The organism is Microvirga lupini (assembly GCF_014191055.1).
GTDB classification, from domain to species: domain Bacteria; phylum Pseudomonadota; class Alphaproteobacteria; order Rhizobiales; family Beijerinckiaceae; genus Microvirga; species Microvirga lupini_A.
Genome location: NZ_JACHWB010000008.1, coordinates 104,476 through 119,032, shown reverse-complemented (window position 1 = coordinate 119,032; position 14,557 = coordinate 104,476). Strand labels below are relative to the sequence as shown.

Sequence of the window (14,557 nt, the reverse complement as noted above, 5' to 3'; positions counted from 1 at the left end):
CTCATTGTCGTGTTGCTGACGATGCTAAGACGAGACGGTGATGCCGGATGTGACATGAGACCCGAAAAATATTCTAAAAGTCGCTCGCCAAGCCCTTCACTTCCCAATCCTCGTAGCGGACGGGCTCCAGGCCGCCGCGGCCCTGGAGTTCTTTCTGCTTGGCGATCTCGGCCGCGCGGGCATCGATCTCGAGGCGGCGCTGGGCCGCTTCTTCGAGAGCCCTTTGGGCGGCGGGGGAGAGGGCCTTGCCGGGGGCAGCGCCTTCGATGGGACGATCTGGGGAGGTGTTGTCGTTCGTGCTCATGAAATGCCTTATGCCAGAATCACCCTCCTCTTGGGAGGGAGCTGGACCATTCCCACATAGGGATCGAAGGAAGATTTCGTGTTGACCACGAGGTGGAGACCCCGATGAACACCGTCAAGACCGGAATGCTGCTCGCTGGCCTCATGGCCCTGTTCGGCGTCGTCGGCTATTTCCTGGGTGGCGGCACCGGCATGATGATTGCGTTAGGTCTAGGCTTGGCCACCAACCTCTTCGCCTACTGGAACTCGGACCGGCTGGCGCTCGCCGCCCATCATGCCGTCGAGGTGGACGAGCGCACGGCGCCCGAGCTCGTCCATATGGTGCGCGATCTCGCGCAGCGCGCAAACCTGCCGATGCCGCGGGTCTATCTGATCGACAATCCGCAGCCCAATGCCTTCGCCACCGGGCGCAATCCGGAGAACGCCGCGGTGGCCGCCACCACGGGCCTTCTCCACATGCTCTCTCATGACGAGGTGGCGGGCGTGATGGCGCACGAGCTCGCCCATATCAAGAACCGCGACACGCTGATCATGACGGTCAGCGCCACCATTGCCGGTGCCATCGCGACATTGGCCCAGTTCGGCTTTCTGTTCGGCGGGCGCGGCGAGAACCGGCCGAACCCCATCGTGATGATCGGCACCGCGCTTCTGGCGCCGCTCGCCGCCATGATTATCCAGATGGCGATCAGCCGCTCGCGCGAATACGACGCCGACCGGATGGGCGCGCAGATCTGCGGTCAGCCGCTCTCACTCGCCTCGGCGCTCGCCCGCATCGCCGGCGGCGTGGCGCAGATTCCCAACCCCGATGCGGAGCGCCGGCCCGCCACCGCCCCGCTCTTCATCATCAACCCGCTCTCGGGCCAGGGCGTGGACAACCTGTTCTCCACCCATCCCGCGACGGAAAACCGGATTGCCGCGCTCCACGCTTTGGCGCAGGAGATGGGCTCCACGCCGCAAAGCGGCTTCTTTCAGCAGAGTTCAGCGAGCCCCTGGGGCTCTATGGGCGGCTCGACCGGCACCCGCCGCGGGCCTTGGGGATAGATTTTGAGTCAGTCGGACGAACAAACGGGCCTCGGGCCCCGCCGCCTTGCCTGGATGGCCGTGACCGAGACCCTGAAGCGGCGCGTGCCCCTCGACGACGTGATGGAGGAACTCGCCCGCGCGGAAAACCTCTCCGCCCGCGACGAGGCGCTGGCGCGTGCCATCGCCATCGTGACCTTCCGGCGCCTTGGCACCCTCGGACACGCCTTGAGGAAGCGGCTCAACAAGCCGCCCAAGGACGAGCGCCTGATGCATCTGCTCGCCACCGGGGCGGCGCAGATCCTGTTTCTCGATGTGCCCGACCATGCCGCCGTCGACAGTGCCGTTGAGCTGGCGCAAAGCGACCCCAAGCTCCATCACGCGGGCGGCTTCATCAACGCCGTCCTGCGCCGGGTCGCCCGCGAGCGCGAAGCGATTCTTTCTGAGAGCGACCCCTGGCTCGACACGCCCACCTGGCTGGAGGAACGCTGGATCGGGCAATACGGCGAGGAGCGGGCGACGAGGATTGCCGAGGCGCATCGCGCCATGGCGTCGGTCGACCTGACCGTCAAGGACAACCCCGAAGCCTGGGCCGAGCGCTTGGGCGGCGTTCTCCTGCCCACCGGCAGCATCCGCCTCAAGGAGCGCACCGCCATCCGCGAGCTGCCCGGCTTCGAGGCCGGTGAATGGTGGGTGCAGGATGCCGCCGCCGCCCTGCCGGCCCGCCTGCTTCAGGCAAAACCCGGCGAGCACATCGCGGATCTCTGCGCCGCGCCCGGCGGCAAGACCGCCCAGCTGGCCGCCGCCGGCGCCGAGGTCCTCGCCGTCGACCGCTCGGCCAAGCGGCTTCAGCGCCTGGAGGAAAACCTCGCCCGCCTGAACCTGAGGGCCGAGACCCGTGCCATCGATGCGGAAAAGCTCGAGGCCGGGCCCTTCGACGCCATCCTGCTCGATGCCCCCTGCTCGGCCACCGGCACCATCCGCCGTCACCCGGACGTGGCCTGGACGAAAGCCGCGGAGGACATCCGCAAGCTGTCAGGCCTCCAGAGCCGTCTCCTCGACAAGGCGGCAGGCCTCCTCAAGCCCGGCGGACGGCTCGTCTATTGCACCTGCTCGCTCGAAGCCGAGGAAGGCGAGAGGCAGGCTGCCGAATTCCTGGCGCGTCATCCGGCGTTCACCCGCGTGCCCGTCACGCCGGACGAAATCGGCGGCTGGAGCGAATGCATCACCCCGGAGGGGGACCTACGGACCCTGCCGAGCCAGCAGGTTCTTGCAGAGCACGACCGCTCCGGCCTCGACGGATTCTTTGTCGCACGGTTTGTGCACAAAGGACCGTGACCATCCTCGACGGATTCTTTGTCGCACGGTTTGTGCACAAAGGACCGTGACCATAGTGAATCGTCCCTTACCGGTTGTTAACCGGTCAGCAGGAACTCCTCACCTAAGTTGGCTGAGATTTAAGCAAACAAGAGGAGCGCCACGGGTGGATTTCGGGCCGGATCGCTGGCGTCTGTACAGGCTTTGCCTTCGTGAGGCAGGCCGTGCCACGCGTGAAAGCATGGTCTGGAGCCTGTCCCGGCTCTCCAGCGCGCCCGTGCCCACGCGGCTGCTCTTCGCCCCGCAGGACCTGCGCACCGCCGATCCCACGGTCGCGACCGACATCTATTCCGGCTTCTTCGCCTTCTCGGGTCGCGCCATCACCACGGGCGGGCGCTCGCCCTTCGCGTTCACGCCGCCGAGCCGCGCCTGGGGCGAGGCGCTCTACGGCTTCGGCTGGCTGCGCCACCTGCGCGCCGCCGGCACCGCGCTCGCCCAGGCCAATGCCCGCTCGCTGGTGGACGAGTTCGTCACATCCAAGCTCGGCGACAGGCGGATTGCCTGCAGCACCGAAATCACGGCGCGCCGGCTCATGTCCTTCATCAGCCAGTCGCCGCTGATCCTGGAAGGGGCCGACCACGCCTTCTACCAGCGCTTCCTGAAAATCATCGGGCAGCATGTGCGCATCCTGGAGCGTCAGGTCCGCGCCGGCGCCCTGCCCTACCAGCAGCTCATGGCGGCGATTGCGCTCTGCTATGCGGGCCTGTGCTGCGAAGGCCTCGACCGCTCCTTGCGCCGCGCGAGCCGCCTGCTTGCCCGCGAGCTCGACCGGCAGATCCTGGCCGATGGCGGGCATGCGAGCCGCAACCCGCGCATCGTCGTCGAGCTGCTGTTCGATCTTCTGCCTCTGCGCCAGATGTTCGCCAGCCGCGAGGTCGACACGCCCGAGGCGCTGCTGCACTCGGTCGACCGCATGCTGCCCATGGTGCGCCTGTTCCGGCATGGTGACGGCACGCTGTCGCATTTCAACGGCATGGGCGTGACGGCCGCCGATCATCTCGCGACGCTGCTCACCTATGACGACATGCGCAGCCAGCCGATCCACCACGCGCCCCATTCCGGCTACGAGCGCCTGGAGGCCGGACGCACGCTGCTCATTGCCGATGTGGGCGCGCCGCCGCCGCGGTCCCTGTCGCAGGAAGCGGCCGCCGGCTGCCTGTCGTTCGAGTTCTCCAGCGCCGCGCAGCGCATCGTGGTCAATTGCGGCATGCCGCAGATCGCCGCCGATCCGATCATCCAGGCGTCGCGCTCGACGGCGGCGCATTCCACCGCCTCGATCAACGATGTCTCGTCGTGCCAGATCGTCGACAAGAAGGGCGGCTGGCTCCAGCGCCGCATGTCCGCCTGGCTTCTGCGCCGCATCGGCCCGGTTGTCCTCCGCGGGCCGGAGCGGGTGATTGCGGAGCGCAGCGAGCGCGAGCACGCGCAGCTTCTCGCCGCCAGCCACGACGGCTACAAGGCGCGCTTCGGCCTCACCCACGAGCGGCGCTGGCAGCTCGCGCCCAAGGGCAACGTGCTCGAAGGCGAGGACAACTTCTGGAGCGAGGGCGGCCAAACCGGTCATTCCGGCAGCGCCCAAGCCATCATCCGCTTCCATCTCGCGCCCGGCATCAAGGCGAGCGTCGCGCAGGGCGGCCGCGTGGTGATGCTGGTGCTGCCCAACCGCGAGGCCTGGCAGTTCTCGGCCGTTCCCATCGCGGCGGAGGTCGAGGACAGCGTGTTCCTCGCCACCGCCGACGGCCTGCGCCGCACGGAGCAGATCGTGCTGACGGTCCGCCCCGGCGAAACCCCATCCGTGCGCTGGCGCTTCGAGCGCTTGGCGCGCACATTCGAGCCGAACCAGCCGCAGGAGCAGGCGGAGCTGATTTGAATGCGGATCAGGGTTCCCACGGCAATCGAGCTTGTGATCCAGGGTCTGCTTGGAGCCTTTCTGGTTCTGCTGGTGATGGACTTCCTCCAAGCGCTCAGCGCCACCGCCTGCTCCAGTCCCAACCGCAGCCCGGATTGCTATCCGTGGGGCATGACTGAGGGTCCTATGGAGGGAGGAAGTTGGGGGTACAGCAGCAAGGCCAATTATCTGATTGCGAGCGGGGCGGCGGTGCTTGTCCTCGGGATAGCGGCTCTGGCTCCATTCTTTTCGCGAGATCGACGCAGCGGTTTGGTTGCGCTCGTCAGTATTCCAGCACTGGGGTGGATAGGCTTCAGGTGGGTGACGGGGTAATCCGCCCGCCCACCCCAGTTTGGCTAGGACTTAGGGGAACTCCAGTCCCCTGAGTCCCGATTGCTCACGGCGGCGGATTCATCTTCCACCATTCATCGACCTTGGTTTCAGGCTCGCGCCACACGCCGATGTCACGCAGTGCGTGGTCGTTGAGATACTCGCACCTCTGCAAAGCCCGCCGCTCGGTGAATCGCTTCCACGATGCAGCAATTCCCGTCACCCAGGACACAACAATCCTGATGGCACGAATGGCTGGGTGGAGCTGGGGCTTGTGTCTTGGCGTATGGAAAAGGGTGTTCATGCTTGCTCTCCACAATCGGCATGAGGAGAGCAGAGAACGTCAGGACCCTACCCGCCTCGGGAGGGTCCTCGGGAATGATCACGCACGCATCAGCGCAATACCCATCCCGCGCACCCTTTGAGGTACGTGAATTGATGAGTAAGCCAGGATGCGCGCTTGATCATGACAGAAATCCTAGCAGACGTTATATCATCCGCCAAGCACTTTGGATTTGAAGCAAGCGCCAGTTCTTTGAACGTTGGCGCACGTTCGAGTTGGAGCAGGCCCAGGAACAGGCGGCGCTGATTTGTGAACGATCCCGCGAAACTGCCGCCCTATGCCCACGTGGGAGGTTCAATCGTTTGCGGCACGGGTATTATCCGGATTGTGGGCGTGAAGACCCAAATCCTGACCAGTGGTCGATGAACCCATTGCAACAGAGCGGTTAGGCCGGATCGGGACCCTTGTTTTCGGCTAGACCACAATCGCCATGTAGATGCTGCCGACCGCCATCCAGAAGAACGAGTTGATCAGCATCCGAACCAAGTCGCGGTTATTCTCCTGGCCAACTCCCAGGAGGTTGCAGCAGAAGTCACCTGGGCCGAGAAAGATCGTTTCAATCACTTTGACCATCGTCATGGAACTCCATCATTCTTGCGGTACCATGCTCGTATCGGGCCGGTAGCCCTATTCAGGAATTGTACTTAAAGGAGCATCCTGAAACTCCACTTGGCCCGGTTCCCATCCTTAGCCTCCCATGCTATCGCGCCCGCATCATTTTCCTTTGATGGAGCGGCCGTCATGCCGAGCGACCTGAAGCGCGTGTCCCGTGCTCTGCTTTCCGTATCCGACAAGACGGGTCTCGTGGACTTCGCCCAGGCGCTCGTTGAGCGCGGCATCGAGCTGGTCTCCACCGGCGGCACGCATAGGACCCTGAGCGAGGCGGGCCTGCCCGTGAAGGACGTGAGCGAGCTCACGGGCTTCCCCGAGATGATGGACGGGCGCGTGAAGACGCTGCACCCGGCGGTTCATGGCGGCCTGCTGGCGATCCGCTCCAACCCGGAGCATCAGGCGGCGATGCTGGCCCACGGCATCCAGGCCATCGACCTGCTGGTGGTGAACCTCTACCCGTTCGAGGCGACGGTCGCGGCCGGCAAGCCCTATGACGACTGCATCGAGAACATCGACATCGGCGGCCCGGCGATGATCCGCGCGGCGGCCAAGAACCACGGCGACGTGGCCGTGGTGGTGGACGGCGCCGATTACGCGGCCGTCCTCGACGATCTCAAGCAATACGACGGCTCGGTGACCCTCACCCTGCGCCGTCGCCTGGCCCAGAAAGCCTATTCCCGCACGGCCGCCTACGATGCCGCGATTTCTAACTGGTTTGCCAATGAGCTTGGTGACGCCACCCCGCCGTTCCGGGCGCTCGGCGGCTCGATTGCCGAGGTGATGCGCTACGGCGAGAACCCGCACCAGTCCGCCGCCTTCTACCGCACGCCGGAGAACCGCCCGGGCGTGGCCACCGCGCGCCAGGTGCAGGGCAAGCAGCTCTCCTACAATAACATCAACGACACGGACGCGGCCTATGAGGCCGTAGCGGAGTTCAACCCTGAGCGCTCCGCCGCCATTGTGATCGTCAAGCACGCCAACCCCTGCGGCGTGGCGGAAGGCGCAAGCCTGCGCGAGGCCTACGAGAAGGCCCTGCGCTGCGATCCGGTCTCCGCCTTTGGCGGGATCGTGGCCATGAACCGGACGCTCGATGCGGAGGCCGCCAAGGCCATCACCGAGATCTTCACCGAGGTGATCATCGCGCCTGACGCGAGCGAGGAAGCCATCGCAATCGTGGCCGCCAAGAAGAACCTGCGCCTGCTGCTTGCGGGCTCCCTGCCCGATCCGCGCGCACCGGGCCTGACCCTGCGCACAGTGGCCGGCGGCTTCCTGGCGCAGAACCGGGACAACGCGGTGGTCGATGCCATGGACCTGAAGGTGGTGACGAAGCGTGCGCCCACGGAGCAGGAACTCGCCGACCTGCGCTTCGCCTTCCGGGTCGCCAAGCACGTGAAGTCGAACGCCATCGTCTATGCGAAGGATCTCGCCACGGTGGGCATCGGCGCCGGCCAGATGAGCCGCGTCGATTCCTCCCGCATCGCCGCCTGGAAAGCCGCGGAAGCCGCGAAGGCCGCCAACCTGCCGGAGACCCTCGCCAAGGGCTCGGTGGTGGCCTCCGACGCCTTCTTCCCCTTCGCGGACGGCCTGCTCGCCGCAGCCGAGGCCGGCGCCACCGCGGTGATCCAGCCCGGCGGCTCCATGCGCGACGACGAGGTGATCAAAGCCGCCGACGAGGCGGGGCTCGCCATGGTGTTCACGGGACACCGGCATTTCAGGCACTGAGCCTCGACTCTTCTTCCCTCCGCAGGGGGGAGGGAAACGGCGCCCCATTCTGCACCCGTTCCCGAATCTTGCTGCGCTTCGTCCGGGATGACGGATCTCCCATTGCTCCCCATATGAAGCGGAGCAGAAGGAGAAGCCCATGATCATCACCACCACGCCGACCATCGAAGGCCGCCGCATCGCGTCCTATCGCGGCATCGTCTCGGGCGAGGCGATCCTCGGCGCCAATGTGTTCCGCGACTTCTTCGCCTCGATCCGTGACGTGGTCGGCGGGCGTGCGGGGTCCTATGAGCGCGTGCTGCGCGACGGGCGCGACACCGCCCTGCAGGAGATGATCGAGGAAGCCCAGCGCCTCGGCGCGCACGCCATCGTGGGCGTTCATTTGGACTACGGCGCGCTCGGCAAGAACGAAGGCATGATGATGGTCTCGGTCAGCGGCACGGCGGTGGCGCTGGAGTGAGCAGCGCTCACACCCGCTTCACCCCGCTCAACAGCCAGAATCCGACGATCAGGAACAGGATCAGCACCGCCGGTCCTGCTCCTTGCGTCTGAAAGACCGCCGTGGCGACGGCAACGGCCAAGGGTGCCAGGAACGACGTGACCTTGCCTGAAAGCGCCAGCAGGCCGAAATAGCGGCCCGCCTCCTGCGCCGGAACGAGACGCGCGAGCAGGCTGCGGGACGAGGCCTGGAGCGGCCCCGCCACGGAGCCGATCACGAGGCCGAGCAGCACGAACACCTTTTCCGGCGCGGAGCCGTAGAGGCCGTCATCCGGTGCGGGCGGCGCGGTCGGCACCCCGAAGAAGATGTGCTCGCGCCCCAGCGACAGAACGCCCACGCAGACAAACGCCAGGATGACGATCGCGCCGAGGATCACGGGCTTGGCGCCCAGGCGGTCGTCGAGCCGCCCGCCGATCAGTGCCCCGATGGTGCCGGTGATCGTGAGCATGATGCCGAAGAGACCGAGTTCGATCGCCTGCCAGCCGAACACGCCGGCCCCGTAGATGCCCCCGAAGGCGAAGAGCGCCACGAGCGCATCCTGATAGACCATGTTGGCGAGGAGAAAGCGCCCGACGCTCGGGTGCCGCCGCGCATCCGCGATGGTGCTTTTCACCTGCGAGAACCCGTTTTGCGCGGCATTCTTCAGGCTCATGCCCGAGCGGGGAACATCCGGCGTGAACAGAAACAGCGGCAGCACGAAGAGAAGAAACCACAAAGCCGAGAACGGTCCGGTGATGCGGTCGCCTTCGCGCGTCGATGGATCGAGGCCAAAGAGCGGGCCCAGGCCGAACACGGTCTTCATCGACACAGGATCGGCGGCCAGAAAGCCCAGCACGATCACGAGCGACACGAGCCCGCCCAGATAACCCATGGCCCATCCGGTGCCGGAGAGGCGGCCGTAGCGCTCCGGCGGCACGAGATGCGGAATCATGGCGTTGTTGAACACCGCAGCCACTTCCACGGCCACCGTGCCGAAGGCGAAGCCGACGAGCGCAATGGGAATGGCATAGGATTGCCCGGGCGCGGCATACCACAGCGCGAAGGAGGCAAGGATCAGCACGAGGCCGCAGGATGCGATCCACGGCTTCTTCGGTCCGGTGGCATCGGCAATGGAGCCGAGCACCGGCGACAGGATGGCGAGCACGAGGCCCGCCGCCGCCGTCGCATAGCCCCAGAGGCTTTGGCCGGTCACCGGATCGGAGGCCAGCGCCGACGCGAAATAGGGTGCGAACACGAAGGTGGTGACCAGCGTGAAGAAGGGCTGGCAGGCCCAGTCGAACAGGAGCCAGCCCAGGATCGCGGGACGCGAAGCCTGCCGTGAGGGCGCGAGGGTGTCGGTGTCTCTCACGGGGCTTTGCTTCCCACTTCGATGCTTCTCTGTCATTCCCGGCCGGAGCGCAGCGAATGGGAAGGGAATCCATATCGCTGCACCCAGTCGCGGATCCTCTTCCAGGCCTACGGCCGCCGGGGATGACACCTGCGCCTCTCTGCCTCTCCCCCGCAAGGGGGAGGAGAGCTTAATGCGTCTCGAGCAGACCGTTTTAAGTCGTGCGCGCCAAATCGCCCAAAAGGCTTGCCGCCACGGTGATCTTGGACAGGGTCAGGCCCGACGATACGATGCCGTCGACCGCGCTGCGGATGCGGTTGACATCCTGGCCGCGCTTCTCGCTCCAGGCGCGCACCGCCTCGATGCCCGACATGTCCTGGGAGGCCACTTCTGCTGTCAGGCCGCGGTGAGCATAGGCGATGCTGTCGACGGCGCGGTCCAGCGCCAGACGGTCGAAGTAATCGCTGACGCTGATCTCCTGCGCGGCACCGATGAGTGCACCAAGACGGAAGGAGGCCTCGAGCGCGAAGTGCGTGCAGGCGATGTCGGCGACGGGCTTGCCGGTCTTCTGCGCCGTCTGCACGATATCGGGCGCAGCCACGAGATCGGGCAGGGACGCGATGCGCCGCGCCAGCCCCTCGGGAACGCCCTCGTCCACCAGCGCCTTCGTGCGCGCCTCCCACACCGCCCTGGCTTCGGGCGAGAGCGCATTGTGCAGGCTCTGCTCGACCTCAGCGATTCCAGCCTGGTAGGTGCCGATGATCTGGTCGAGGGAATGGTTGGCGAAATCCACGTTGCGGATGAACCAGACGATCCGGTTCATGAGCAGATCCTGCAATTCGCCGTAGAGGCGCAGCTGCACCTGGCCCGGCACGATGCCGTCGAGGGCATCGATGGCGAGGTTCATCTCGGTGAGGTTGAAGGAGTCGCGGGTGGCCGCGTAAGCCGCCGCGATGGTCGGCGCGTCCGCGCCGGTCTGATCCACGAGACGGGCCACCATGGTGGGGCCACCCCGGTTGATGATGGCATTCGCAAGCTGCGTGGCGATGATCTCGCGCCGCAGGCGATGGCTGGCGATGGCATCGGGGAAGCGCTCGCGCATCTCGGCCGGGAAATAGCGGTCGAGCTCCTTGCCGAGATAGGGATCGTCCGGCACCGGGCTTTCCAGCAGCGCGTCATGCAGGGAGAGTTTGGCATAGGCCAGCAGCACCGCGAGCTCCGGTCGCGTCAGCGCTTCGCCGCGGCGGGCGCGTTCCGTGAGGGTCGAGTCGTCGGGCAGGTATTCCACGGCGCGGTTAAGACGGCCATCCGCTTCCAGCATGTGCATGAGCCGGCGGGCGAAGCCGAGATCGGCGAGGCCGTTCTGCTCGGAGAGCGAGAGCGCCAGGGTCTGCAGGTAGTTGTTGCGCAGCACGAGTGCTGCGACATCTTCCGTCATGTCCACGAGCAGCGCGTTGCGCTGATCTTCGGAGAGGCGCCCGTCGCGCTCCGGCGTGGTGAGCGCGATCTTGATGTTCACCTCCACGTCGGAGGTGTTCACGCCCGCCGAGTTGTCGATGGCATCCGTATTGAGGCGCACGCCCTTCTGGGCCGCCTCGATGCGCCCGCGCTGGGTCATGCCCAGATTGGCGCCCTCGCCGATCACCTTGGCGCGCACGTCCGGCCCGGTGATCCGGATCGGATCGTTGGCGCGGTCGCCCACCTGCTCGTCGGTCTCGGTCGAGGCGCGGATATAGGTTCCGATGCCGCCGAACCAGAGCAGGTCGACACGGGCTTTCAGGATGGCGTTCATCACCTCGGCCGGCGTTGCCTGCGGCTTGTCGAGGTCGAGCAGAGCGCGCATCTCATCCGACAGCGGGATCGATTTCGCGCTGCGCGAGAACACGCCGCCGCCCGCCGAGATCAGCGCCTTGTCGTAATCCTGCCAGCTGGAGCGGGGCAGATTGAACAGGCGCTCGCGCTCGTTAAACGAGCTTTCCGGATCCGGGTTCGGATCGAGAAAGATGTCGCGGTGGTCGAAGGCCGCCACGAGCTTGAGGGCGCGCGACAGCAGCATGCCGTTGCCGAACACGTCGCCGGACATGTCGCCCACGCCCGCCACGGTGACCGGGGTGGTCTGGATGTCGATGTCGATCTCGCGGAAGTGGCGCTTCACCGCCTCCCAGGCGCCGCGGGCCGTGATGCCCATCTTCTTGTGGTCGTAGCCCTGGCTGCCGCCGGACGCGAAGGCATCGCCGAGCCAGTGGCCCTTTTCGATGGAGAGCGCGTTCGCCGTGTCCGAGAAGGTGGCTGTGCCCTTGTCGGCCGCGACCACGAGGTAGGGATCGTCGCCGTCGTGGCGTACCGTATCCGGCGGCGGGACGATATGATCGCCCACGATGTTGTCGGTGAGCTGGAGCATGGTGCGCACGAAGATGCGGTAGCTCTCGGTGCCCTCGGCGAGCCAAGCCTGCCGGTCGCTTGCGGGCGGCAGGTGTTTGGGTACGAAGCCGCCCTTGGCGCCCACCGGCACGATGACGGCGTTCTTGACCTGCTGCGCCTTCACGAGGCCCAACACCTCGGTGCGGAAATCCTGCGGCCGGTCGGACCAGCGAAGCCCTCCGCGCGCCACCTTGCCGAAGCGCAGATGCACGCCTTCCACGCGGGGCGAATAGACGAAGATCTCATAGAGAGGCCGGGGCAGCGGCAGCCCTTCCACCTTGGCGCATTCGAACTTGAACGCGATGGTCTGGCGCGGCAGGCCGTTGTCTTCGAGCTGGAAGAAGTTGGTGCGGGTCGCGGCGTCGATTAGGTTGATGAAACGGCGCAGGATCCGGTCGTCGTCGAGGCTGGTGACCTGCTTCAGCTGTTCCTCGATCCGCTCGCGGATGGAAGCCTCGGCGGCCTCGCGGCCCTTCTCGTGCCGTGGGTCGAAGCGGGCATAGAAGAGTTTGACGAGATCGGCCACGATCGCGCCGTGGCGCGCCAGCGTTTCGGCGATGTAATCCTGCGCGTAGGTGACCTGAATCTGGCGCAGGTAGCGCCCGAAGGCCCGGATCATGGCAACGTCGCGCCAGCCGAGACCGGCTTCGAGCACGAGACGATTGAAGCCGTCGGACTCGGCCAAGCCACGGAACAGCGCAAGCAGCGCCGCCTCGATGAGCGCCTGGATCTCGTCGATCTCAATCGTACCGCCTGCGGCGCGCTCCAGGGTCATGTCGTGGAGCCACACCCGGTCCGCACTCGTGAAGGCCACGCGATAGGTTCGCTCGTTCACCACGCGGAAGCCGAGATTTTCCAGGAGAGGCACGCGGTCCGACAGCGGCATCGACTGGTTGAGCGAGAACACCTTCAGGTTCACGCGGGTCTCGGGATCGCCCTCGCGGCGGTAGAGATCGACGGCGCGGGGGCGCGCCTCCGAGAGCTGCTCCAGCAGGCTGATGTCCTGGATCACCTGCTCGGCCCCGAAGGCCTCGCGGTATGCAGCGCTGAAGGCCTCGCCATAGCGGGATGCAAGCGCGCGCGCCTTTGCGCCGCCGACAGAGGCGTCGAGCGCGTCGCGCAGCGCATCGCTCCAGGTGCGCACGATGGCCGAGATGCCCTTTTCCAGAGTCTCGCGGGTGACCTGCGGGGTGTGCCCTTCATCGCGCCCGATGATGTAGTGGGTGCGCGCGAGCGGGCCTTCCGGATAGGACGGATAGGATGCGGAGACGCGTCCCTCATAAATGCCGGCGAGGAACTGTCCGATACGCAGGCGCGCCTGCGTGTCGTAACGGTCCTTGGGCACGAACACGAGCACCGACACGAAGCGGTCGAACTCGTCGGCCCGCGCCAGCACGCGCACTCTAGGGCGCTCCGACAGATTCATGATGTCGATGGCGAAGTGGTAGAGCGTGTCCTCGTCGATCTGGAACAGCTCGTCGCGCGGATAATTCTCGAGCACGTTGAGAAGCGCGCGGCCCGCATAGCTCGCTGGATCGAAGCCCGCACGAGACGTGACCTTCGCCACCTTGTGGCGCAGATACGGCACCTCGCCGGTGGTGTTGGTGTAGGCGCTCGCGGTGAACAGGCCGACGATGCGCAGCTCCCCCTGCAGATGGCCGTTGCCGTCGAAAAGCTTGATGCCGATGTAGTCGAGATGCGCCCGGCGGTGGACGCGGGACTTCACATTCGCCTTGGTGATGATGAGCGCCTGGGGACGCGCCAGGAAGGCGCGGATTTCCGGCGTCATCGCGACGAGCTCGCTCCCGCGGCGCAGCACGCGCACGTTCGGGTCGCGCAGGAGGCCCAGTCCCGATCCTTCCACCGGATCGGCCGCGGTATCGCCGGACGGCAGGCGGTATTCGCGCAACCCTAAGAAGGTGAAGTTGTCCCGTGCGATCCAGTCGAGGAAGGCGATGGCCTCCTTCACCTCGTCGTCCGGCAGCGGCGGCGGGTTGAGGCGGTAATTGTGCACGATCTCGGTGACCCGGGCGCGCATGCCCGGCCAGTCGTGCACGGCCAGGGACACGTCACTGTGGACCCGCCGCATGGCCTCGATCAGCCGTGTGCGGGTGTCGGCATCGTCGATGCGGGGCAGGTGAATATGGATGAAGCTCTCGCGCTTCACGCCAAGCCGCAGGGCCGCCGTGGCCTCGCCCACAAGGCGGACCAGGGCACCGCTCGCGTCGCGCTCCACGGCCAGGATCGGATGGGCCACGAGCAGCGGATCGTAACCCTGGTCGACGATCTCGGCCAGGGTCGAATCCAGCAGGAACGGCATGTTCTCGTTGACGATCTCCAGCACCGTCACGTCCTGGCGCCGGCCGTCGCGCTCGACCTCCACGTCGAGGAGGCGGACATCCGCGCCCTCGGCAGTGCGGGAGGCTTTGAGATGCTCGAAGGCTTCCGCCGCAAGGTCAGCCAAGGACTTGGGCGAGTAGAAGGCAAGATCCTCGGACGGCACCCGCCCATAGAGGTCGCGCACAAAGGTGGGAGGGGTGGCCTTGTGCCCGGCTTCCAGCACGGCGACGGCTTCGGCCGTCAACTCGCTTCCGCTGGTCGGTGTATCCAGCTTCATGCGCGTATCCTCTGATTGTCGTTGTTGCGGGAGCGTTGCCACAGAGCGGCAGGCGGCGCAAGGACAGCCTGCGAAGGTGCGCCGTGTAGGGTTAAGTT

10 protein-coding genes are annotated in these 14,557 nt (G+C 66.1%); 5 read left to right on the top strand and 5 right to left on the bottom strand.

Features of this window, described 5'->3' with window-relative positions; all coding sequences use genetic code 11:
* Positions 1–73: 73 nt before the first annotated feature.
* Positions 74–304 (bottom strand): DUF1674 domain-containing protein, encoded by a 231-nt coding sequence (locus FHR70_RS21285; RefSeq protein WP_183454001.1) that lies wholly within the window; start codon positions 302–304, stop codon positions 74–76.
* A 104-nt stretch (positions 305–408) separates the two neighbouring features.
* On the opposite strand from FHR70_RS21285, the gene htpX reads away from it, so the two are divergent.
* The 3 genes from htpX to FHR70_RS21270 all read left to right on the top strand — a co-directional run bounded on the left by htpX (position 409) and on the right by FHR70_RS21270 (position 4,570).
* Positions 409–1,344, top strand: a complete 936-nt coding sequence (gene htpX, locus FHR70_RS21280; RefSeq protein WP_183453999.1) for a zinc metalloprotease HtpX — start codon at positions 409–411, stop codon at positions 1,342–1,344.
* Between the two features lie 54 nt (positions 1,345–1,398).
* Positions 1,399–2,661: an RsmB/NOP family class I SAM-dependent RNA methyltransferase gene (locus FHR70_RS21275; RefSeq protein ID WP_183454039.1), complete on the top strand. Its 1,263-nt coding sequence runs from the start codon at positions 1,399–1,401 to the stop codon at positions 2,659–2,661.
* Positions 2,662–2,806: 145 nt separating this feature from the next.
* Positions 2,807–4,570, top strand: a complete 1,764-nt coding sequence (locus FHR70_RS21270) for a heparinase II/III domain-containing protein (protein ID WP_183453997.1) — start codon at positions 2,807–2,809, stop codon at positions 4,568–4,570.
* 415 nt (positions 4,571–4,985) lie between these two features.
* Here FHR70_RS21270 and FHR70_RS21265 read toward each other — a convergent pair whose 3' ends face one another.
* Positions 4,986–5,222 carry a hypothetical protein gene (locus tag FHR70_RS21265; protein ID WP_183453995.1) on the bottom strand — a complete coding sequence of 79 codons (237 nt, stop codon included), beginning with the start codon at positions 5,220–5,222 and terminating at the stop codon, positions 4,986–4,988.
* 453 nt (positions 5,223–5,675) lie between these two features.
* Complete coding sequence (locus FHR70_RS21260) at positions 5,676–5,840, bottom strand: hypothetical protein (RefSeq protein WP_183453993.1); 165 nt, start codon at positions 5,838–5,840, stop codon at positions 5,676–5,678.
* Positions 5,841–6,002: 162 nt separating this feature from the next.
* On the opposite strand from FHR70_RS21260, the gene purH reads away from it, so the two are divergent.
* Both purH and FHR70_RS21250 read left to right on the top strand, forming a co-directional pair.
* On the top strand, positions 6,003–7,595 hold the full coding sequence (gene purH, locus FHR70_RS21255; RefSeq protein WP_183453991.1) for a bifunctional phosphoribosylaminoimidazolecarboxamide formyltransferase/IMP cyclohydrolase: 1,593 nt from the start codon (positions 6,003–6,005) through the stop codon (positions 7,593–7,595).
* 139 nt (positions 7,596–7,734) lie between these two features.
* On the top strand, positions 7,735–8,055 hold the full coding sequence (locus FHR70_RS21250; protein WP_183453989.1) for a heavy metal-binding domain-containing protein: 321 nt from the start codon (positions 7,735–7,737) through the stop codon (positions 8,053–8,055).
* A 7-nt stretch (positions 8,056–8,062) separates the two neighbouring features.
* Here FHR70_RS21250 and FHR70_RS21245 read toward each other — a convergent pair whose 3' ends face one another.
* Both FHR70_RS21245 and FHR70_RS21240 read right to left on the bottom strand, forming a co-directional pair.
* On the bottom strand, positions 8,063–9,478 hold the full coding sequence (locus tag FHR70_RS21245) for an MFS transporter (RefSeq protein ID WP_183453987.1): 1,416 nt from the start codon (positions 9,476–9,478) through the stop codon (positions 8,063–8,065).
* A 157-nt stretch (positions 9,479–9,635) separates the two neighbouring features.
* Positions 9,636–14,459 (bottom strand): NAD-glutamate dehydrogenase, encoded by a 4,824-nt coding sequence (locus tag FHR70_RS21240; protein WP_183453985.1) that lies wholly within the window; start codon positions 14,457–14,459, stop codon positions 9,636–9,638.
* Positions 14,460–14,557 lie beyond the last annotated feature (98 nt).